We start from the raw sequence: 20,933 nt of genomic DNA, 5'->3' as shown, positions 1-20,933 counted from the left end.
CACGCGGCCCAGAGTTCAAGTACGAAAGCCGGACCAGCCGCGCTATGTCACTGCTGCCGTGGCGGGCCGAGGACGACGACGGGGCGTGTGCCTGCCGGCCGGCGTTCGTCGAGCCCGCCGGGACGGGGATCGAAAACCGCGTCGAACTCCATATCGACGCCGACGACTGCCCCGGCGACGGCGACCTCGCGACCGAGCCGGCCTGTCGAGCGACCGCCGTCGACGCACTCGCCGACCGGGACGCCGAATCCGTTCGCGTCCGATCGGCGGGGTACGAACGCTGGTACACCGACGGCGCCGTCGGACTACTCCACGCTGCCGGCCGGTTCGCGGCACTGGCCGAGCACCACGACGCCGAGATCGCCGCGACCGCGCGCACGGCCCCGCTACGGGCTGCCCGCGACGCAACTGGCCGCGCCGCCACGATCGGCCGCCTTGCCGCGGAGACCGGGCTCGCAGCGGGCGCTGAGCGGGCCGCCGACCACGAGGAGGCACTGCGTGCCCACGGCGGGCCGGCGATCGCCCGATCCCGGATCGACCACCGGCCGCCGACCGACGCCCGACTGCGCGAGACGGTGGCGCTCTCGACCGGCGGGACAGTCCGGCAATACGCGCTTGACTCGGCGGCCGAATCGGACGCGATCTACCACCTCACGCCCGCGTCGGCGTCGTTCGACGCGGCCGCGTTCGAACTGCTCGACGCCGCGGCGGAGCGACTGGCGGAGCGCGACGGGGGTGGTGATCTTGCTCCGGCCCGTGCGGTTCGGGAGGTGGCGAATCCCGACGCCCCGATCGCCGAGCTGTCGGCGACGCTCCGGAAGCACACGCGCGGCAACGGCGTGTTCGCGGACCTGTTCGCGGACGACCGCGTCTCGGACGTCTACGTCACCGCACCCGCGGCGGAGACGCCCATCCGGGTCGTCGTCGACGACGAGACGATGCCGACGAACGTCCGGCTCACCCCCGAGGGAGTCGGGACGCTCGCGTCACGGGTCCGCCGGAGCAGCGGGCGCGCGTTCTCGCGAGCGACCCCACAGGTGGACGCGACGCTGCCCGTCGGCCCGCCCGACGACCGCGAGGAGGTGCGGATCGCCGGCGTCACCCGACCGCTCTCGCCCGGGCCAGCGTTCGCCGTGCGGCGCCACGACGCCGAGCCATGGACGCTCCCCCGGCTCGTCGCCGTCGGCTCCCTGACGCCGCGGGCGGCGGCGCTGCTCTCCCTGGCGGTCGAACGCGGCGGGACCGGGTTGGTCGCCGGCGCACGCGGCGCGGGGAAGACGACGACGCTCGGCGCGCTGCTGTGGGCGCTCCCTCGATCCACGCGGACGGTACTGATCGAGGACACTCCCGAACTTCCGGCCGCGGCGCTCCGTGCTGCGGGCCGTGACGTGCAGTCGCTCCGGGTCGCCCGCGACGACGACGACTCCGCCCAGACGAGCCCCGCATCCGCGCTCCGGACCGCACTCAGACTCGGCGAGGGCGCGCTGATCGTCGGCGAAGTCAGGGGCGAGGAAGCGAGCACGCTGTACGAGGCGATGCGCGTCGGCGCGGCCTCGGGGACGGTGCTCGGCACGGTCCACGGCGACGGCGCCGACGCAGTCCGGACCAGAATGATCGAGGATCTAGGCGTGAGCGAGTCCGCGTTCGCCGCGACGGGGTTCGTGCTCACCGTCGCCGACACGGAACGCGGCCGGCGCGCAGTCGCGATCGAGGAGGTCGAATCAGTCGACGACGGGACCGAGCTCCATCCGTTGTTCGCGCTCGACGACGGCGAGCTCGAACCGACCGACCGGCTCGACCGCGGCGAGAGCAGCCTGCTAGCGGATCTCGCGGCGCCGGGCGAGGGGTACGGCGAGACGCTGACGGCGTTGAACGCGCGGGCCGATCACCTGCGGTCACTCGCCGCCGACGGCGTGACGCGCCCGGCAGCCATCCGGGCGGAGGACGACGGTCGCACCGACGGGAGTGGGGAGCCGTGGTAGCTCGCTCGTCGGACGGACGGGAGCAGTTCGCCCGGCTCGTCGAGCGAGTCGGGGCGTCGTGGCCACGGACACCCGCCGTCGACGGAGCGCTGCGTGACGCCTGCGAGGAACTCGACTGGCCGGCGGCACCGCAGTTGGTCGCTGCGAGCGAGGCGATCGGGAGCCTGATCGTGGTCGCCGGTACCCTCACCGCCGTCGCGATCGGCGCAGTCACGTTGCTCTCGCTCGCGGTCGTCCTCGGCACGGGACTGCTGCTCGCCGCCCGAAACGCCCCGATCGCCGCCGCGGCGCTGTCACGTACCCGTGCCGTCGGCGACGCGCCGGGGCTGTTCGGTCGGCTGACGCTCCGGCTCCGGGTGGAGCCGAGCCTGGAACGGGCAGTCGCGTTCGCCGGGCGGTCCGGCGACGACGATCTCGCCAACTCGCTGCGCGAGCACGCTCGCGACGCCCGTGGAACGCCCGGCTCGGGGTTGGCGTCGTTCGCCGCGGCCTGGGGCGAGACGGCGCCGGAGATCGAACGCGCCGCGGCGCTGGTCGCCGACGCCGCCGACGCCCCCGCGGACGCACGCGAACGCGGCTGTGAGCGCGCGCTCTCGGCCGTGCGCTCGGGCGTCGAGGAGCGTGCCGCGTCGTTCGCGGGGGAGATCCGGGCGCCGCTGACGGGGCTGTACGCCTTCGGCGTGTTGCTCCCGCTCGCGCTCGTCGGCGTGCTCCCCGCGGCACGGCTCACGGGTGTGAACGTCGGGCTCGGCACGCTAACGGTGCTCTACGATCTGCTTCTCCCGACAGGGCTGCTCGTCGCGAGCGGTTGGCTGCTCGCCCGGCGGCCGGTCTCGTTCCCGCCACCCGAAGTCGATAGCGACCACCCCGCGGTTCCCGACCGCCGGCGGAGCGCTGCCGCGCTCGGCGTGTTCGTGGCTGTCGCCACGGGCGCGGGCTGTCTGTTCGTGCTGCCGTGGGCAGCCTCGATCGTCGCCGTCGGCGCCGGGTCGGGTGCCGCGCTGCTGTGGCTGTTCGCACCCGCACGGGAGCTTCGGCGGGAAGTTCGGGAGATCGAGTCGGGGCTGCCGGACGCGCTGGCGCTGGTCGGTCGGCGAGTCGCCGGCGGAACGGCCGTCGAACGGGCACTCGCGGAGACCGCAGCGGAGCTGCCCGGCGACGCCGGCGACCTGCTGGCCGACGCTGCGGAACGGGGAGAGCGGTTGGGGGTTCCGGTCGAGAAGGCGTTCTTCGGCCGGTTCGGAGCGCTCCGGGACGTGCCGAGCCCGCGAGCCCGGGACGCCGGCCGGCTGTTCGCCCTCGCGGCGACGGAAGGCGCGCCGGCGGGGGAGGCGCTCGTCGCCGTGGGCGATCATCTCCGTGAACTCGCCCGCGTCGAGCGCGAGGCGCGTCGGGAGCTGGCGACGATCACCGGCACACTCTCGAACACGGCGGCGCTGTTCGGCCCGCTGGTCGGGGGTGTCTCCGTCGCGATGGTAGGGCGTATCCCCGCGGACGCTGGCGGTACCGGCGGGGCGCTCGGAGGCAGCGGTGCGTCCGCATCGGCCGCGCTCGCTCCGGCCTCGATCGGGCCGATCGTCGGCGTCTACGTGCTCCTGCTCGCGGCGACCTTGACCGGGCTCGCGACCGCGCTGGAGCGCGGGATCGATCGATCGCTGCTCGGTTACCGGGTCGGGCTCGCACTCCCCACCGCGACGGCAGCCTACGTCGCGGCGGTCGTCGCCGGTGGCACGCTACTCTGAGCCGAGAGTTCAAGTACGAAACCGGAACCAGTCCGTCCCATGATCGGACCTCCAGTCGACTCGACGGCGTTGCACGCCGGTCTCGTGGTGGCCGCGGCGGCGTTTCTCGCCGTCGCCGGAACGCTCCCCGCTCGCCCCGCGCCCGACGCGGCGGGCGTCGCAGACACCGTCGACTCGGTCGCGGCCGGCGACGCGCCATCAAGCGCGACACACGAACACGGCGCCGACGCCGTCCGGCTCCGTCCCCACGGAATCTCGATGCGGAACAGCCGCGGGACCACGCGGGCGACGTTCGCGTTCGGCCCCGTCGTGACGGTCGACGACGGGAAGCTCCGTCGAGTTCTCGACGGGGAACCGCCGCGAACGGTGTTCGCGGATCGCGACGCGTTCCGCGACACGGTCGAAGCTGCACGGGAGCGCGAGCCTGAGTGGATCGCGTCGGACGAGATCGCCGTCAGGGAGGTGAGCTGGGATGGCTACCGCGCCACGCTCGTCGGTGCTTGACCGCGGGCAGGCGTCGCCGACGGCGACGCTCGTCGCCGTGGCGGCGATCGGGCTCGGGCTGTCGCTGTACGCGACGGTGTTCGCCGGCGTTCTCCCGACCACGGATCGCGAGGTCGCCGAGCCGACGCTCTCTCGAGTCAACGACGCCGTCGCGCCGGCCGGCGTCGCGTCGGCCGGCCGGCTCGGCGCAGCCGTCGACGAGGGACCGACGGGCTGGACACTCCGAGTCGAGCTCCGTGCCGGGTCGCAGCACTGGGCGGCCGGCGACACTCCTGCTCCGAACGAGGAGAGCCAGTCGGCGGGCCGGCGAGTCCCGGTACGGATCGCACCCGGCCGAGTGGTGTCCGGCTGGCTCCGGGTGGTTGTGTCCCGATGAGTGCCACCGCACTCGACGCCTGTCTCTGCCTGCTGTTGATCAGCGCGGCCGCGGTCACGGTGACCAGTACGCCGGCACCCACGACCGACGAGCCCGACCGGGCCGACCCAGTCGCGGAGACACTGACTGCGGCGACCGCGGACGTACCGTACACGCTGCGGCCGGCGCCGGACGGGGAGGGGGACCGGGACGCCGACACGAACCCGGAGTACGAGCGTGTCGCCCACGGGACGCTCATCTCGTTGCTGGCCGATGCCGCGGTCCGGACCGTCCGTGTCGACGGTGAGGCACTCACTGGCACCAGCGAGGGGTTCGCGGCCGCGGTTCGGGCGACGGTCGTCGAACGCCTGCCGGCCCGAACCCGGGTCGTCGTCCGCTGGCGGCCGTACCCCGACGCCCACATGGGTCGAGCGTTCGCCGTCGGTCCGGAGCCGCCGGCGGACGCCAACATAAACGCGGCGACGGTTCACGCACCGAGCGGCGTCGATCCGCCCGCGAACGCGTCGGTCGCGGCGACCGAAGGTGGGTTCGCACGCCTCGGCCGCGTCGTCGCAGCGTCACTGGTCGCGGGACTGCTCCCACCCGAGAAGGGCCGACTGGCGCTCGCCGACGATCCGCCGCTCGACGCGCTCGTTCAGCACCGCTACCGACGGGTGAGCGCCCGGTACGGCGTCGAGACGGCGGGAGCGATCGAGCGAGGAGACACCACCGCCGCGAACAGCCGGATCGCGGCCGCGATGGCCGACCGCGTCGCGAGCGACCTCCGCCGAGGCAGTGGGAGCCCGACCGACGCTGTGGCGTCGCTCGAACTGGACACCGTCGAGATCTCCGTCCGGACGTGGTCACCGTGAGTTTCGCCGACGACGACCGTGGCCGGATTCCGTTTGCGCTCGTCGGCGTCCTGCTGCTGCTCGGCGCCTCCGTGTACGCGACGGGAGTCGCGGATCGCACACATCCCTCGATCGAGCGACCCGCGGCCGCCGCGATGGACGGCGTAACCCGGGACGCGCGGCCCGCGCTCCGAATGGCGGTCCGGGACGCCGCACGCGAGTCGGCCGGAACGCCGGTCACGGCTCCGGCCGACACCGCGGCAGGGAGGGCGCTGAACGACTCCCGGCCGTTCGTCGACGCGCTCAGGCTGCGGATCGCCGTCGCGGCCCGCGAGTCCGTGTCGGAGCTGGCTCGTGAGCGCGGCGGCGTCAGGGCGACCGTCGACCTCCCCCCGATCGACGGCTCGACTGCCTCGCTCCGACGCGCGAAGTCGGACATCGGGATCACGGCAGTCGACGGCGGGGCGGCGATGCGTGTGACGATCCGAAACCTCACCGTCCGAGCCCGGGACGGGGATCGGACGATCGCCCAGCGGCGGCGGAACGTCACGTTCACCGTCGAGACGCCGGTGCTGGCGCTCCACCGACGGGCCAGCACGTACGAGCGGCGGCTGAACCGCGGTGCGCTCGCCGGGCCGGGGCTCGCCCGAGGGCTGACGACTCGCCTGACCGCGGTGGCCATGGCGCGGGGCTACGGTCGCTACGCCGGCACGCCGATTCGGAACGTGCTCGGGAACCGCCACGTCGAACTCTCGACCAACGCTGCAGTGCTCGCCCAGCAGCGCGCCGCGTTCGGGCGCCACGATCCAGCCGGCGCACGCGCGATGGACGTAGCGACGGTGAAGGTCGGCGTCCTCGACGTGCTCGGCGGTCGCCACGGCGACGCCGCGGCCGTGACGAAGGCGTTCGTGAACCCCAACGCCGTCGGCGGCGCCACGAGCGAGCCGGCGCCGGGCGAGTTCGCCCCACGCCGACCGGACGATCCACCGATCAACGCCTCCCCGGACGCCGCTGCCGATCGGGCGTTCCTCGGTTCGATCGACGACGTGTCGACCGCCGGGAGCTACCGCGTTCGAGGCCAACTCCGGGTCACGGTTCGCAGTCGAGCGATCGAATCGAGGCCAGAGCCACGGCTACGCGACTGGACGCTGGTAGACGAGGAGACGAGCGAGCGAACGGTCGTCAGAACCGTCGAGGACGCGCCGGCCGGTTCCACCGAGGCCGTCGTCGACAGGGTGCTGGACGTGACGACCCACCACACGGTCGAGCGGCACTGGCGCCGGAACGGGACGGTTCGAACGACAAGCGCCGAGTGGACCGAGACCGCCCGCGTCGCGGTACGCGCGACCGCGGCGTACGACCCAGACGACGCCGCGCCCGACCGGCTGACTGAACCGCTGTTCGAACCCGGCGGTGCGCTCGACGGCCCGAACCTCGACGGCGCACGCGAACGGGCAGCCGAGGCGGTTCTCGACGCCAACGGCGGCGCCGACACCGTGGCCGAACGGGTCGCGGCGGGCGGCGGAGATACGCTCGTTCGGAGCCGGACCATCACCGGGAGGCGACCGGGTGGGATCGACACGTGGATCACCGCCGACCTGCGAGAGCTCCGCCGCGAAGTCGCGAACGTCTCGGTGTCGATTCCACGGACGGCGGTCGCCAGCGGCGATGCGAACGCCCGCGCTCAGCTGGCAGCGGCGCTTCGTGAGCGTCGGGACGAACTGCTCGACGCGCCGGCGACGTACGACGGCGCCGCCGACAGGGCGCGAGTCGCCGCCCGCGCGGCGTACCTCGACCGCGTGCTCGCGGAACTGGACGCGCGCGCCGCCGACACCAGAGACCGGAACGTCGACTACCAAGACGAACTCGGGGACCGGGCGACCGCCGGGCTCTCGGAACTGATCGAACTCGGACGCGGCCGTTCGGAGGGACGGCCGAGCGACGCCTACACCGACTCGGGGAGGTCGGACGACGACATCGTGATTACGCCCGACGCCTCCCCGGGGTATCTCACCCTCCAGTCGGTCGATCACGGGCAGGTGCCCAGCGTGCCGGCCGGGGAGTCAGCCCACCCCTTGACCGCGCGGACGACGAACTGGATCGCGCTCCCGTACGGGGACGCCGCCTCCGGGATCGTCGACACGCTGCTGGGTGGCGGCAGCCGGCAGGTCAGCCTCGACGCCGCCGCCGGGACGCTGATCGCGGCGAACCGGACTGTCGTGACGAGCCCAGAGAACCAGTCCGAGGAGTCGGCTGCGCTCGCCGCGAACCGCGACGAACTGGCCGCTGCCGTCGGAAACTCGGTCCAAGAAGCGGAGCGGGCTGTCTGTGCCGCCGCGACGAACGGAACCGGCGTGGAACGATCGACGTGTCGAGCGGCCGTCGTCGACGCTCGCGATCGGTGGCCGACCCTGGGCCACCGGGGGCAGGCGATGGCTAACGGCAGTTACGTTCCGCCGTTCGCCGCCGCGTTGGCGGCCCGCGGTGTCGACCGGGCGACGGCCGACGAGGCGGGCGTCCGAGTTCGGGTACGGCTCCGCGAACTCAGCGCCGAGCGGGCGGTCGGCGTCCCCGCGGCGACGACCAACCGCACCGCATCGATGGTGCAGCAGGTGGCCCGGGACACTGCCCAGACGGAGCTGAGTGGAACGCTGGAAAACGCCAGCGCGAAAGCGACCCGGAGGCTGACCGGCGCCTCCCGGCTGCCGGCTGGGATGCCCGTCGCGCCGCCGCCGTACAGCTGGATCGCGACGGTGAACGCCTGGAGCGTCACTGTCCGCGGGGAGTACCAGCGCTTCGCCCTCCGGGCACGAGGGGTCGCCCCCGACGGCGGCAGTGGGACAGTTCGGTACGTCAGGGACGGGACCGTGGCCCACCTAGACGTTGACAGGGATGGCCGTGCCGAGCGGGTCGGGCGGGGGAAACGTGTCGACTTCGAGGCGTCGACCACCGTCGTCGCGGTCGTGCCGCCGGGGATGCCCGGCGTCGGCGACGTGGACGGGAACCGCGACGAGCAGTCGCCGGGGTGGCCCTGCCCGGGTGTCGACGGGGACGAGTCGTGCAAAGCGACCGACAATCCGGAGTAACAACGGTTTTGCCCCGCGACCGCCGACCTACGGGTAATGCTGTACGACGCAGTCGAGGCCGACGGCGAGGCGTCGCCGGCAGCGTTCCACGCCGCCTACTTCGAGGAGCTCGCGACGGCCGTCGCCGAACTGGGGGTCGACACCGTCGTGGGGGGAACCGGCCTCGACCGGGCGACCGTCGAAGCGATCGGCGAGGGCGAACAACCCGAACTCACCGTCGAGGAGGCGGCGGAGGTGTTGGCACTGACGGAGGGTGCCCCCGACGCCGAGGACATCGCGTGGGAGGCCCGCGACCACGTCCTGATGGGGATGACCACCGCGGTCGTCGACGTGGACACCGTCGCCCGGGAGACCGACATCGAGCTCGACGGGAAGGAGATCCAGCAGGCGATCGAGGGACGACTCCCGACCACGCTCGAACAGTTCGCCGCGATCCAGGCGTACATCGACGGCCGACGCTGATGCACGTTCTCGTCCTCGGCTGTGGCTACGTCGGCCGCGAACTCGGCCGGCGGCTGCTCGACGCCAGCCACGACGTGACCGGTGTCGTTCGATCGAAGTCCAGCGCCGATAGCCTCTCGGCAGAGGGGATCGAGCCCGTTCGAGGGGATTTGACCGACCCGGATGCCATCTCGGCGCTGCCCGACGCCGACGCGCTGGTGTTCGCGGCCTCGGCGGGGCGCGGCAGCGTCGCGGAGGCGCGAGCGCTGTACGTCGACGGGCTCCGCACGATCGTTTCCGAGTTCGAGGGGCGCGAGTCGCCGCCGGATCGACTGTTTCTGACCTCCACGACCGGGGTCTACGGCGACCACGGCGGCGACTGGGTCGACGAGTCCACGGCGATCGACCCGGAGCGGCCGAAGGCGACCGTGATCGCCGAGACGGAAGCGATCGTCCACCGGAGCGACATCGACTGCACCGTCGCCCGGTTCGCCGGGCTCTACGGGCCCGGGCGCTACCGGATCGACGCCTACCTCGACTCGGTGACCGCAGGCTGGCGGAACTCCGTCCATCGTGACGACGCCGCGGGCGCACTGGCGTGGTTCCTGACCGAGGACGTGGCACGGGAGGAGACCATACTCGTCTGCGACGGCACGCCCGTGGACCGCTGGGAGTTCGCCGACTGGCTGGCCGAGCGCTGTGGCGTGCCGGCGCCGGAGAAACTGACCGTCGAGGAGCGGCTAGACGGGCTGGACGGGCCGGCGTCGCTGCGGGTCGCGAGTCAGAAGCGCTGTCGGAACGACCGGCTGCTCGAACTGGGGTACGAGCCACAGTACCCGTCGGTGTACGAGGGGTACGAGCCGGCGATCGACGCCTATCAGCGCGGCGAGGAGCCCTAGCGGCCCTGCCGGAGCTCTTCGATCAACTGTTCGATCAGGTCGTTCTGTCGTTCGAGCTCGGCCTGCTGGCTCTCGACGGCGTCGCGGAGCTCGTCGATCTCGGCCGCGAGGTTGGCGGTATCGGGAGTTTCGTCTCCGGGAGAGCCGACATCGGCGTGGGTGGGTCCCTCCGCGGGCTCGTCGTCGGTGGCTTCCTCGACCTGCCGAATGAGTTGGTCGGTGTCGTCGTCCGAGTCGGACACACCGTCTTCGGACTGGTCGTCGGGGTCGGTCTCCGTCGCGACTGACTCCTCCTCGCCGAACAGTTCTGGACCTTCGCCGAACGGCGAGTCCTCGCCGGCCTCGCTGTCGGCGTCGTCCACCTCCTCGTCGGCGGTCTCCGCCCGGAGTTCGTCGAGGTCACGAACGTCGTGGTAGGAGAGCAGCGCGTCGGTGATCGCCGCCTCGACCGCGCGAGCGTCGTCGTTCGGCGCCTTGAACCGCTCCTGCCGGCCGTCGTGGGTGAGGACGACGCTGGTCGCGACGTTGCCGGGCTCGAACGCGAGATCGGTGACGTTCTCGAAAGGGTACTCCTCGAACTCCTCGTCCCAGAGGGCTTGTCCGATGTGCTTGACGACGCGCTCGTCGGTGACGATCAGGGTGAGCTCCGAAAACCGGAACGTCCGCTTGACGGTCTCGCCGGGGTCGGTGATCCCGTTTGCGTCGAGCACCCCGGCGAGCAGCGGGTGGAGCACCTCGTCGATCTTCGCCTTCGGCACCGAGAGCGTCTCCTCGCCGTCGAGGCCGTAGTCGAGGGTGAGCTTCGCCTTCCGGCGGCTCGTGGTGAGCGTGATGCGCTCGGCGTCGTGGGGGTACGCCTCGACGGTCTCGTCGGAAAGCAGCCCCTCCGCGCGGTAGACGAGCGTTCGGGTCGGCGTGACCAACAGTCGATCCTCGCCGCCGAGGTCGACCTCCGCGACCGGCTCCTCGCCGTCGAGGTGGTCCGTGACGGTCTCCGGCAGGGTCATGGGTAGTCGTTCACGCCCGTGGGCATAAATCCGACCCGGTCGATCCGCCGACGGAGATGGGAGGGCTTAAGTTCGACATGGGACTACGGAGGAGTGCGGCCGGGTGGCTTAGCTGGACATAGCGCCGCACTCATAGGGTATCGAGATTCGGTGCGGTACGCCTAGGAACCATCCGCAGCCCACGGGGCCCGCCGAGCCTCGAACCTGGGTCATGCGGAGATCGCGGGTTCGGAGCCCGCCCCGGCCATTCTCACGTTCCGTTCGGACGGCTAGCGACTGTACTGACCGGAACCCTGCCGACTTTTGCCGCTCGCCGACGCGATGTCCGTATGAGTAACGACGTGCGTACCGACGGGATGGAGCTCCGGGATCGCCTTGCCGCCGACGGTTCGCCGGTCGGGAGCTGGGTGTCGCTCGGCTCGCCGGCCGCCGCGGAGGTCGCCGGCGGCCTCGAGTTCGACTTCGTCGTCGTCGACACCGAACACACGCCGCTGTCGGTCGAGAGCGCCGGCGAACTCGTCCGGGCCGTCGACGCCGCCGGCGACACCGACACGGTGGTCCGGGTGCCCGAGAACGACGCCACGCAGGTCAAGCGCGCGCTGGATCTCGGCGCCGCGGGCGTGATGGCGCCGAAGATCGAGAGCGCCGCCGCGGCCGAGTCGCTGGTCGCCGCCGCCCGCTACCCGCCGGAGGGCGACCGGGGTGTCGCCGGGAGCCGGGCCAACGGCTACGGCGCCCACACCGGGGCGTACTTCGAGTCGGCCAACGACGCCGTCGCGGTGCTGCCCCAGATCGAGACTCCTGCGGGCGTCGAACATGCCGAGGCGATCGCCCGTGTCGACGGCGTGGACACGCTGTTCGTCGGCCCCGCCGACCTCTCGGCGAACCTCAGTTGCTTCGGCGAGTACGACGACCCCGAGTTCCGGGAGGCGTTCGACCGCGTGCTCGCGGCCGGCGAGGCCGCGGGCGTCCCCGTGGGGACGCTCGCGACCGGCCCCGACCAGATCGACACGTGGCACGACCGCGGCGTCGACTACCTCATCGCCGGCACCGACATCGGCTACCTCCGACGGGGCGCACGCTCAGTGCGAGAGCAGTACGAGTCGCTGTTCGGCGAGTAGGCGAACGGGGAGGAGTGGACGTCGTCGGGCTGTTCCTACCGACGCCAAAGACCCGTTTCACCCCCAACGCGGCAGGGGGAGGAAACTGTTACGCCGAGTCCGTGCTCTCGTCCACGTCCTCGGACCGTCGGAGGCCGTAGTAGCCGGGCGCGTCCTCCGCGGGTGGGTCGGCGACGACGAGGTCGTCGGCGTTGTTCATCACCCACGGTATCGCCCAGTCGAGCAGTACCGACTCGGTCTCCTCGTCGATCTCCGCGCCGGGGTCGAGCCCCTGCAGCAGCCGGGCGATCTCGTAGACGGTGTACATCTGGTCCTCGACGAGGAGCTCCTCGGGCGTGTAGAAGTCACACGGATGGAGCGCGTCGAAGCTCTCCTTGGCGCGTGGCATACGCTCGCGTTCGGACGGAGCCGCGTAAACGCTACCGATCCGGGCCGCCAGGGACCGAGCGGTCGCTCCCGAACGAGCGTCGAAAGAAAGCGGAACGGCGACGCGTTCTCGCTCCGTTCACTTCGACACGATCACGGCATGGCGTTCCGGGCGATCGGCCGTCGCCGATCGTCGGTCACGCGCCGTGATCGTCGTTACTCGAAGAGCTCGACTGCCTGCTCGTAGCGGGCAGACGGCTCCTCCCAGTCGACGACCTCGAAGAACGCGTCGATGAAGTCACCACGCGCGGGACCGTAGTCGTAGTAGTAGGAGTGCTCCCACACGTCCAGCGCGAGGATGGGGTGGCTCCCCCAGAGCGCGCCCTGGTCGTGCTTATCCACCACGACGTTGCGCAGCTGGTTGCTGTAGGAGTCGTAGACGAGCAGCGCCCAGCCGCCGGCCGCGCCGGCAGCGGCCTCGAACTCGCCCTTCCAAGCGTCGTAGGAGCCGAAGTCCTCCGCGATGCGGTCCGCCAGCGAACCGGACGGCTCGTCACCGCCCTCGGGGCTCATCGACTGCCAGAACAGGTCGTGGAGAATGTGGCCCGACCCGTTGTGGGTCACGTTCCCGATTGCGCCCGGCGAGGAACCGAACTCGCCGTTCTCACGGTTCTCCGCCAGCGTCTCCTCGGCGCTGTTCCAGCCGTTGACGTACCCCTGATGGTGCGTGTCGTGGTGCCACGTCAGCACCTGCTCGGAAATGTGCGGTTCCAGCGCGTCGTACTCGTACGGCAGCGGCGGCAGTTCGTAATCAGTCATCGTGAGTCACCCATCCGTTCATTGGGTTGCGGTTCGTGTTAAATCTTGAGGAGACGTATGGTAGCGGCCCACACACGGCGGTTTGGGCTCCGGGAGTCTCCGGAACGGGTACACACTTCCGTGGCTGCCCCACAGTGGGCGTATGAGCTGGCGCGGGGTGTCGCTGGTCTCGGCGTGGCAGTTCACCGCCAGCCTCTGTTTCTACACCGTGTTCGCCGCCACCGCGTTCGTCCGCGAGGGGTTCGGCGTCTCCCTCGGCGTCACCGGACTGACCGTGACCGCGGTAATGCTCGGGTACACCGCGCAGCGATGCACGTGGCGCCGCCGGGGCGGGAGGCGCTCGCGATGAACGTCAAGCAAGTGGGCGTCACCGCCGGCAGCGCGGTCTCGGCGATCCTCCTCACGCGGCTCGCGACCAGTAATGCCGCCGCCGTGTTGGGGGTCATCCGGTTCGACTGGCAGGCCGCGTTCCTCGTGGGCGCCGCGCTGGCCGTCGTCGTCGCGGTCGTAACGGCGCTCCGCTACGACGGTAAGCCTGCGGGCGGGAAGCTCTCGGTTCCCGACGTGCGATCGCTGCTCGACGACCGCGCCTACCGCGGACTGCTCGTCTCCGGCTTCTTCCTCGGCGCCGCGGTGTTCACCACCACCAGCTACGTCGTCCCGCACGTCACCGACACCGTCGCCGCCACCGCCGGCGTCGCGGGCGCGGTGCTCGCGACGGCACAGGTAACTGGGAGCCTGGGTCGACTCGCGGGCGGCGAACTCGCCGATCGGATCCCCGGCCGGCCCACCCGCGGCCCCGGGCTAGTGCTCGCCGGGCAGGCCGCGCTCTCGACGGCGGGCTTTCTCGCGGTCGTCGTCGCCCGCGGGGAGGCGGCGACGTGGGCCGCGTTCGGTTTCCTCGGCGTCTTCATGCTCGGCTTCCCGGGCGTCTACTACGCCGTGATGACCGCGATGGTCGACGACGCGGAGGTCGGCGCCGCCACCGCCGGCGGGCAGACCGCACTCAACGCGGGCGGCCTGCTCGCGCCGCCGCTGTTCGGGACCGTCGCGGAGACGGTCGGCTACGACGTCGGCTGGGCCGCGCTCGCCGTTCTCACGACCGCCGCGGCCGTCGTCGTCTGGGTCGGCGTCGTCAGAAGTTAGTTCGCGACCAGTACGTCGCCGGTCCGCTCGTACTCAAGCGTCGTCGCCACGCTCGCGGCGATCTCGGTGCGGAACTCCCGCTCGGCCAGATGCAACGCGAGGTCGATCCCGCTCGTGACGCCGCCGGCGCTCACGACCTGCCCGGTGTCGACCACACGTGCGTCGGCCACCTCGACGCCGGCGTCGCGGAGATCCTCGACCGCGGACTGGTGGGTGATCGCCGGGCCGTCACCCAACACGCCGGCGCGTTCGAGCAGCATCGCGCCGGTACAGACCGAGGCGATGGTCGTCCCGGCCGCGTGGTGCTCGGCGATCGCTTCGGGGAGGTCGCCAGCGTCGTACTCGCGGCGAACGCCGCCCTCGCCCGCGGCCCATCCGCCGCCGGGGATCACGAGTAGGTCCGGAGCGTCCTCCTTCCCGGGATCGGCGAGTGTACCGTCGGTGCCGACGTCGAGACCGTGGCTGGCGACCACGCGCTCGCGAGGCTCGTGGGTGACCAGCGAGACGGTGCAGTCGGCTCCCTCGCGGGCGGCGTTCTGGAACACCTCGAACGGGCCGACGGCGTCGAGTTCGTCGAACCCGTCGTACAGCAGCACGTCGATACACGTCGTCATGGGGCGGTATGGGCGCCCGGAGCGCAAAAGCGTCCCGGGGTTCCGGGAGGGAAACGATTAATCAGTCCCGGTCGGGAGCCGAACTATGACCAACTGTCCGTCCTGCGATCGGGAAGTGCGCAAGCTCGAACGCGCGTTCATCGACGCCGACTGGGGCGAGCCTGTTGTCTGGCAGTGCCCCCACTGCGAGACCATCTTGGGGACGACGGACACCGCGACGCACGGGTGAAAATCAGCCGCGACTCGCGATCGGCCGCGAGCGCTGGCTCACGGTGACGGCCCACCCCGCTGTGGCCGTGTAGAACCGTCCGCGGTTCGGGACAGAAAGCCTATGCCGGCCAGCCCACATGCTCCGATCGTGTCCCCGAAACAATACTTCGGCCTCGCACGTGCCGCCCTCCTGCTCGTCGGTGCCGGCGTGTTCTGCTACGGCATCTACGTCGGTGCGACGATTCCCGAACCACCGCCGAACAGCGACGGGGTTCCGACGGGGTTCGCGGTCATATTCGTGCTGATCGCCCAGTCCGTCGGCGCCTCACTCGCCCACGTCGGCTACGCCCTGCCCGCGGGGAGCGGCCGGTTCCGGTTCGGTCCGCTCGCGGATCGGGCCGCCGTCGTCCGTGCCGCCGCGGCGGCCGCAGTGTTCGTCGGCGGATTGGCCCTGCTGATGGCGCTCGGCTGGGTGCTGCCGGACTCGCTCCCGCAGGTCGTCTCCGGCACGTACGCATTCGCGTGGTTCGGTGCCGCCGTCGGGAGCCTCACGGGCGTCGTGCTCACCGCCGTGCTCGCGGTCGGGACCGGACTGTGGCGACTGATGCAGGGTGAGCCGGTCCTCGGCCGCGCTCTCGACGGCTAGCCCGCTCCGAAACCGACAAGCGCCGCGGCCGCCGACCGCCGGTATGAACCCACTCGATCGCTACGAGCGCCTCGTCGACGACGCCGAGGCGTTCCGCGCCGCCTGCGACCGACCGCTCCCCTCGGTGGTCCGGGTCAACGGCATCGCTGCCACCCCCGAACGCGCCCGCGAGGCGCTCGAGGCGGAGGGAGTCACGTACGAGACGGTCGACTGGACCGACCGTCTGCTCCGACTGCCCGACGGGTCGCCCGGCACGACGTGGCCGTACGTCCACGGCTGGCTCCACGGGCAGGAGGAGGTTTCCGCGCTGCCCGCGCTCGCGCTCGACCCCGATCCGGGCGACCGTGTCTGGGACGCCTGCGCGGCGCCGGGGAGCAAGACCTGCCACCTCGCGGATCTGATGGACGACTCGGGCGTGCTGATCGGCAACGACAACAACCTCGGCCGGCTCTCGGCGCTCCGGCACAACGCCGAACGGCTCGGCGTCAGTAACCTGATCGTGACGAACGACGACGCCCGGAACCTCTCGTTCGACTCGTTGGGGATCGACGCGCTGGACGGTGCGGTCGCGGACGTACCCTGCTCGTGTGAGGGCACCTGCCGGAAGAACCCCGACGTGCTGGAGAAGTGGTCGCTGGGCCACGTCGAGAGCCTCGTCGGTATCCAGAAGGGGATCCTCCGGCGCGCGATCGACCTCACCCGCCCGGGCGGCGAGGTGGTGTACTCGACCTGTACGTTCGCCCCCGAGGAGAACGAGGCCGTCGTTGACCACGCGATCGAGACCACCGACGCCGAGCTGGTCGAGTGGGACGCGCCGCTGGACACGTCGCCCGGCGTCACCGAGTGGGAGGGCCAGCAGTTCGACGACTCGCTCCGGAAGGCCCACCGCGTCTACCCCCACCAGAACGACACGGGCGGGTTCTTCGTCGCGAAACTCCGGGTCGGCGGTGAGGATGAGGGGGTGAGCGCCTGATGAGCGAGAACGACGGCCAGCGGTTCGACCGACTGCCCGCGACGCCCGACGACCGCGAGGTCGAGGGACGGGCCTCTCGCGAGGAGGTCGTCGACTGGTGGCATGAGCGCTTCGACGTCGGTCCAGAAACGTTCGAGGGCGTGACGTTCTGGGAGAAGGGCTCGGGGAAGATCTGGGCGTTCAGCGCCGACCTCTCCTCCCCCGTCGAAGCGGAGGGGCTAGGGATCACCGTGCTCCGGACCCGGCAGGAGCACTGGAAGCCGACGACGACGGGCGTGAAGCGCTTCGCCCGCGACGCGACGAAGAACGTGATCGAACTCGGCCCCGGCGAGGCGGCGGCGTTCGCCGCCGGCCACGACCAGCAGCTCGACCGCTGGGACGGCGACTGGGGCTACCTGATCGCGGCCCACGAGCTCGCTGGCGAACTCGAGCCGATCGGCGTCGGCCTCTACCTCCACGGCGAGCTGCGCTCCCGGGTGCCGAAAGGGTATCAGGAAGAGCTCGCGACGCTCGACTGAGCGCTACCCCGTCGACTCGCCGTCTTTCTCCCGCACGATTCCGCCGCCGAGTCCCTCCCACTCGACGCGGTAGCCCAGCGCCGAGAGCGCCGCCGAGGCGTCGGTGAGGCCGTGCGCCGCCAGCACCGCCTCCGCCGCGGAGAGATCCATCCCGGCTTCGACCGATTCGCCCGCCGAACCGAGCACCGAGGGCCGGACGAGCGTCCGCCCGACGAGGCGGTGTTCGGGGAACGATTTGTCTTCGACCGCGTCGACGCTCACCCCGTACTCGGCGGCCAGTTCTTCGAGCCCGATCGTGTCAGGGTCGGGACCCAGTTCGTCGGGCAGGCTATCCGCAGCGTCGGCCACCAGATCCGCCTCGAACTCCCGGAGCGCGTCGAGAACGTCCTTCACGCGGACCGACCCCGAGTAGGGGATCGCGCGGTGGTCGCGGGCCTCGATCGCCTCGCTCGCGGCCAGGGACTCGTCGACGGCGACGAGCAGTTCCACGTCCTCGACGGTTTCGAGCTGTGAGAGCTTCTTCTCGACGTACTCGGGGGTCCAGAACCCCATGATCTCGAAGTAGACGCGGAACCGCTCCGCGACCGGTTTCGACTCGGCGCCGGCTGGCGCGTAGTCGAACGCGAAGTCCGGAATCATCACGCGGTTCCCCGTCTCCAGCGGTTCGGGCTCGCGGACGAGCTCCCAGTCGGTGTCGAGGCTCCGGAAGGCGGCCGCGAACTCCGCCTCGACCGAGGAGTCGTACGTCGGCTCCGCGATCGGTTCGACGCCCGGCACCGACACGTCCTCGTCGGTCAGCGTCATCGTGCGCTCGCGACCGCGGTCGTCGATCGTGGCCGAGAGCCGCCAGTCGTCGGTCGCCGCGACCGAGCGCAGCAGTCGGGCGAACGCGGTGCCGTAGCGCCGCGTCGATCGGAACAGCGAGTCCGGCCCCGTCACGACGAGCTCCCGTCCCTCGTGCGTCCGCCGGACCTCGTACATCAGCCCGAGTCGCTTCACCGCCCGCACCAGATCTGCCGGCTCCGAACTCCGCACGCGGACCTCGGTCGCGTCGAACAGCGCGGTTTGGGCCAGCGAGAGGTCGTACTGCTCCAGCAGCGTCCCGGGGTTCCAGCGTGGGTCGAACGACGTGAGAATCTGGTTCTCCTCACGGTCGGCGTACAGCGACTGCTCGACGGCGTCGGCCGTGACACCCAACCGCTCGGCCGCAGCCGCGAGCGCCTCACCGCGTTCGGCGTCGCTTGCGACCCCGACGGACTCCGCACTCTCGAACGTCACTCGGCGAGTCCGGCGCGGCGGGACCGGCGCGCGTGTCTCGAACGTCGCTTCACGCTCCAGCAGCGCCGCCAGCCCCCGGACCAGCTTGAACGAGTCGGCCTCGCGCTCGGCCGCGTCGAGCGCGTCCCGGAGCCGAGCACGACGCTCGCCGACGTGGCCCTGAAACGTCCCCAGCAGACTCGCCGCCAGCGTGCGGTCGTCCTCGTCGGTGAACTGGGGGTGGTAGCCGCCGCCGGCCCGCGACACCCGGAGGTGTTCCTTCCGCAGCACAGGCGGCGTTGGCGGCCGAACGGTAAAACGCCGCCGGAGCAGCCACCCCGGCGTTCAAGTACGGTGACGGGACCAACCCCGTCGTCGTCTGAGCACGACCACGGAGCGGCCGAGGCGGGAGCGCGGCGCACCCTCCGTGGAGCGATCGCGCCGCCTGTTCGCCCTATCGCGGCGGTGAGCTACTGGGCTGGCATTCAACTCGTCGCCGCGACGGCGCGTCACAGGGGAACGCTGATTGTCTCCCCCCGACAGTGACGACCGTGCAGCGACGCCAGTTCCTCCCACTGGTCACGGTCCCCCTCGCGGGCTGTGTGAGCGCCAGCGACGGCTCCGGGCCGCGAAACGCGCCGACCGAGGCCGAGGGCGGAGAGTCTGACGCGCGGACACGGGGGCTTCGGATCGTCAACGGGACGCCGCACGAGGGCGAGGATGGGGCGCTCGTGCTCGGGGTCGGCGTCGAGAACACCGCCGACGGCACGCGAAGCGACACGCTCGTCGGACGAGCGACGGTCGAGACCGACGAGGGGAGCACCGAGTACGAGACCAGCCGGGAGGTCTCGCTCGACGGTGGCACCGCGGCCGAGATCGAGCTCGTCTTCGACGTGAGCTACGGGACGTGGGCGAGCGGCGGCGGGCTCTCCTACGGCTGGGCCGGGCAGTTCTGAGCCCGGCGTCAGCGCCGACGCTCGGCGACGCGCTCCTCGGCGGTCTCCTCGCTGACGACCTCGTACAGAAGCGCCTGCGAATCGTCCTCGGTGGGCCGGAGAATCCGGCCGAGGCGTTGGGTGAACTCCCGCTCGCTCCCCGAGCCGGCGAGCAGCACGCCCACGTTCGCGTCCGGCACGTCGACACCCTCGTCGAGCACGTTCGCCGTCACGACCCGGGAGTACTCTCCGGACCGGAAGCGGTCCAGGATCTCCCGGCGCTCGGCGGCGCCGGTCTCGTTCGTGATCGCCGGCAGGAGGTACCGTTCGGAGAGTCGGTACACGAGATCGGTGCTCGCGGTGAACACGATGACGCGGTCGTTCCGGTGGCGGTCCAACAGCCGGCCGAGCTCGTCGACTTTCCGGTCGGCCTCGCGGACGATCTGGCGGGCGCGCTGTTTGGCAAGCAGCGCCTCTCGTGCCTCGGGGTCGCGGCCGGAGCGCTTCACGAGCTCCTGGTAGTCGCTCCCGCGCTGCATCGAGATGTTCGATCGCTTGAGGTAGTCGACGAACGTCCCCTGAGCCGCCTCGTAGGCCTCGCGCTCCTCGGGAGTGAGATCAACCTCGATCCGCCGGATCTCGTACTCGGCGAGGTGTTCGCCGGCGAGATCGTCGGCGTCGAGCGTGTACACCCGCGGCCCGACGAGGTCGGCGATGGCCTCGTGGGCGCCGTCGGGGCGCTCGAACGTCGCGGTCAGGCCGAGCCGTGCGGGCGCCGCCAGCAGCCGCGCGATCTCGCGGTACCCCTCGCCACCGAGGTGGTGGACTTCGTCGAAGACGACGAGCCCGAACTGCCCGCCCACGTCGTCGGCCTTGAGGTACGCCGAGTCGTACGTGGAGACGGTGATCGGCGCGGCGCGCTGTTCGCCGCCGCCGAACTGGCCGATCGCGGTGTCGAACTCCGCTTCGAGTTCGCGACGCCACTGATCGAGCAGGTCGATCGTCGGGACGACGACCAGTGTCGGGACGCCGAGTTCGGCCATCGCGGCGATCGCGAGCACCGTCTTCCCCGCGCCGGTCGGGAGCTCCACGATCCCGCGATCGCCGGCGTCGTGCCACGCGTCGAGCGCCGCTTGCTGGTACTCCCGCAGTTGGTAGCGGGTCGAGAGCGAGAGCGGCTCCGCATCGAGCACGCAGTCCCGATAGGCCACGCCCCGTTCGTCGAGCGCGTCCCGAAGGTCGGCGTAGCGGTACGCCGGCGCGCGGTAGCCGCCGGTCCGGTCGTCGGCGTCGAGGAAGGCGTGTTCGTCGGCGATCTCGGCGAGCGGCGAACGAGCGTCGTCGCTCACGGCCCGAACCGTCCCGTCCTCGAAGCGGAGCGTGAGCGTCACAGTCAGGGTTAGCCACCGTGGCGCTTGTGGATTTCGGGGGCGCTCCGAACCGCTTACCACCCCGGAGCCG

Annotated in this window: 22 protein-coding genes and 1 tRNA gene; 17 read left to right on the top strand and 6 right to left on the bottom strand. The window is 71.5% G+C overall.

Going from position 1 to position 20,933, the window contains the following annotated elements:
- Window positions 1-44: 44 nt before the first annotated feature.
- The 8 genes from BN1959_RS04660 to BN1959_RS04625 are packed head-to-tail and all read left to right on the top strand — an operon-like array spanning window position 45 to window position 9,860.
- Window positions 45-1,982, top strand: a complete 1,938-nt coding sequence (locus BN1959_RS04660) for an ATPase, T2SS/T4P/T4SS family (protein WP_079978603.1) — start codon at window positions 45-47, stop codon at window positions 1,980-1,982.
- Complete coding sequence (locus tag BN1959_RS04655; RefSeq protein ID WP_053947544.1) at window positions 1,976-3,724, top strand: type II secretion system F family protein; 1,749 nt, start codon at window positions 1,976-1,978, stop codon at window positions 3,722-3,724. Before BN1959_RS04660 ends, BN1959_RS04655 begins: the two co-directional genes overlap by 7 nt.
- Window positions 3,725-3,763: 39 nt before the next feature.
- Window positions 3,764-4,228 (top strand): DUF7283 family protein, encoded by a 465-nt coding sequence (locus BN1959_RS04650; protein ID WP_053947543.1) that lies wholly within the window; start codon window positions 3,764-3,766, stop codon window positions 4,226-4,228.
- A complete protein-coding gene (locus tag BN1959_RS04645) occupies window positions 4,197-4,604 on the top strand; it encodes a DUF7285 family protein (protein WP_053947542.1) in 408 nt (135 codons plus the stop codon). Before BN1959_RS04650 ends, BN1959_RS04645 begins: the two co-directional genes overlap by 32 nt.
- Window positions 4,601-5,455, top strand: a complete 855-nt coding sequence (locus tag BN1959_RS04640) for a DUF7284 family protein (protein WP_053947541.1) — start codon at window positions 4,601-4,603, stop codon at window positions 5,453-5,455. Before BN1959_RS04645 ends, BN1959_RS04640 begins: the two co-directional genes overlap by 4 nt.
- Entirely contained in the window at window positions 5,452-8,520 is a 3,069-nt protein-coding gene (locus BN1959_RS04635; protein WP_154018220.1) for a DUF7286 family protein, read from the top strand. Before BN1959_RS04640 ends, BN1959_RS04635 begins: the two co-directional genes overlap by 4 nt.
- Window positions 8,521-8,556: 36 nt before the next feature.
- A complete protein-coding gene (locus BN1959_RS04630; protein ID WP_053947539.1) occupies window positions 8,557-8,982 on the top strand; it encodes a DUF5791 family protein in 426 nt (141 codons plus the stop codon).
- On the top strand, window positions 8,982-9,860 hold the full coding sequence (locus tag BN1959_RS04625) for an SDR family oxidoreductase (protein WP_053947538.1): 879 nt from the start codon (window positions 8,982-8,984) through the stop codon (window positions 9,858-9,860). Before BN1959_RS04630 ends, BN1959_RS04625 begins: the two co-directional genes overlap by 1 nt.
- Here BN1959_RS04625 and BN1959_RS04620 read toward each other — a convergent pair.
- The gene (locus BN1959_RS04620; protein ID WP_053947537.1) at window positions 9,857-10,867 is read right to left on the bottom strand and encodes a DUF7115 domain-containing protein; all 1,011 of its coding nucleotides are present in this window, start codon (window positions 10,865-10,867) and stop codon (window positions 9,857-9,859) included. The two genes, BN1959_RS04625 and BN1959_RS04620, sit on opposite strands and share 4 nt — an antisense overlap.
- Before the next feature lie 97 nt (window positions 10,868-10,964).
- Between BN1959_RS04620 and BN1959_RS04615 the strand changes: the two genes are divergently transcribed.
- Window positions 10,965-11,114: transfer RNA gene (locus tag BN1959_RS04615), tRNA-Met, on the top strand.
- Window positions 11,115-11,196: 82 nt separating this feature from the next.
- The gene (locus tag BN1959_RS04610) at window positions 11,197-11,988 is read left to right on the top strand and encodes an HpcH/HpaI aldolase family protein (protein WP_079978602.1); all 792 of its coding nucleotides are present in this window, start codon (window positions 11,197-11,199) and stop codon (window positions 11,986-11,988) included.
- Between the two features lie 88 nt (window positions 11,989-12,076).
- Here the strand turns inward: BN1959_RS04610 and BN1959_RS04605 are convergent, their stop codons facing one another.
- Window positions 12,077-12,376 carry a DUF5827 family protein gene (locus BN1959_RS04605; protein ID WP_053947536.1) on the bottom strand — a complete coding sequence of 100 codons (300 nt, stop codon included), beginning with the start codon at window positions 12,374-12,376 and terminating at the stop codon, window positions 12,077-12,079.
- A gap of 194 nt (window positions 12,377-12,570) precedes the next feature.
- Window positions 12,571-13,173: a superoxide dismutase gene (sod, locus tag BN1959_RS04600; protein WP_053947535.1), complete on the bottom strand. Its 603-nt coding sequence runs from the start codon at window positions 13,171-13,173 to the stop codon at window positions 12,571-12,573.
- 142 nt (window positions 13,174-13,315) lie between these two features.
- Between sod and BN1959_RS15220 the strand changes: the two genes are divergently transcribed.
- Both BN1959_RS15220 and BN1959_RS04595 read left to right on the top strand, forming a co-directional pair.
- Window positions 13,316-13,522 (top strand): hypothetical protein, encoded by a 207-nt coding sequence (locus BN1959_RS15220; RefSeq protein ID WP_237560301.1) that lies wholly within the window; start codon window positions 13,316-13,318, stop codon window positions 13,520-13,522.
- Window positions 13,483-14,319 carry an MFS transporter gene (locus BN1959_RS04595; protein ID WP_237560300.1) on the top strand — a complete coding sequence of 279 codons (837 nt, stop codon included), beginning with the start codon at window positions 13,483-13,485 and terminating at the stop codon, window positions 14,317-14,319. Before BN1959_RS15220 ends, BN1959_RS04595 begins: the two co-directional genes overlap by 40 nt.
- Here BN1959_RS04595 and BN1959_RS04590 read toward each other — a convergent pair.
- Window positions 14,316-14,933: a DJ-1/PfpI family protein gene (locus BN1959_RS04590; protein WP_053947534.1), complete on the bottom strand. Its 618-nt coding sequence runs from the start codon at window positions 14,931-14,933 to the stop codon at window positions 14,316-14,318. The two genes, BN1959_RS04595 and BN1959_RS04590, sit on opposite strands and share 4 nt — an antisense overlap.
- A gap of 85 nt (window positions 14,934-15,018) precedes the next feature.
- On the opposite strand from BN1959_RS04590, the gene BN1959_RS14650 reads away from it, so the two are divergent.
- The 4 genes from BN1959_RS14650 to BN1959_RS04575 all read left to right on the top strand — a co-directional run bounded on the left by BN1959_RS14650 (window position 15,019) and on the right by BN1959_RS04575 (window position 17,280).
- Window positions 15,019-15,162 carry a hypothetical protein gene (locus BN1959_RS14650; RefSeq protein ID WP_154018219.1) on the top strand — a complete coding sequence of 48 codons (144 nt, stop codon included), beginning with the start codon at window positions 15,019-15,021 and terminating at the stop codon, window positions 15,160-15,162.
- 129 nt (window positions 15,163-15,291) lie between these two features.
- Window positions 15,292-15,789 carry a hypothetical protein gene (locus tag BN1959_RS04585; RefSeq protein ID WP_053947533.1) on the top strand — a complete coding sequence of 166 codons (498 nt, stop codon included), beginning with the start codon at window positions 15,292-15,294 and terminating at the stop codon, window positions 15,787-15,789.
- Between the two features lie 43 nt (window positions 15,790-15,832).
- On the top strand, window positions 15,833-16,762 hold the full coding sequence (locus tag BN1959_RS04580) for an RsmB/NOP family class I SAM-dependent RNA methyltransferase (RefSeq protein ID WP_053947532.1): 930 nt from the start codon (window positions 15,833-15,835) through the stop codon (window positions 16,760-16,762).
- Window positions 16,762-17,280 carry a DUF7122 family protein gene (locus BN1959_RS04575; protein WP_053947531.1) on the top strand — a complete coding sequence of 173 codons (519 nt, stop codon included), beginning with the start codon at window positions 16,762-16,764 and terminating at the stop codon, window positions 17,278-17,280. The genes BN1959_RS04580 and BN1959_RS04575 overlap by 1 nt, the downstream gene beginning before the upstream one ends.
- A gap of 3 nt (window positions 17,281-17,283) precedes the next feature.
- Here the strand turns inward: BN1959_RS04575 and BN1959_RS04570 are convergent, their stop codons facing one another.
- Window positions 17,284-18,828 carry a DUF790 family protein gene (locus BN1959_RS04570; protein WP_053947530.1) on the bottom strand — a complete coding sequence of 515 codons (1,545 nt, stop codon included), beginning with the start codon at window positions 18,826-18,828 and terminating at the stop codon, window positions 17,284-17,286.
- Window positions 18,829-19,088: 260 nt separating this feature from the next.
- Here BN1959_RS04570 and BN1959_RS04565 point away from each other — a divergent pair, with 260 nt between their 5' ends.
- The gene (locus BN1959_RS04565; RefSeq protein ID WP_053947529.1) at window positions 19,089-19,493 is read left to right on the top strand and encodes a hypothetical protein; all 405 of its coding nucleotides are present in this window, start codon (window positions 19,089-19,091) and stop codon (window positions 19,491-19,493) included.
- A gap of 8 nt (window positions 19,494-19,501) precedes the next feature.
- On the opposite strand, the gene BN1959_RS04560 is transcribed toward BN1959_RS04565, so the two are convergent.
- Complete coding sequence (locus tag BN1959_RS04560; RefSeq protein WP_053947528.1) at window positions 19,502-20,863, bottom strand: DEAD/DEAH box helicase family protein; 1,362 nt, start codon at window positions 20,861-20,863, stop codon at window positions 19,502-19,504.
- Between the last annotated feature and the right edge of the window lie 70 nt (window positions 20,864-20,933).

The organism is Halolamina sediminis, assembly GCF_001282785.1.
Taxonomy (GTDB): domain Archaea; phylum Halobacteriota; class Halobacteria; order Halobacteriales; family Haloferacaceae; genus Halolamina; species Halolamina sediminis.
This window is presented reverse-complemented; position numbering and strand designations above follow the sequence as displayed.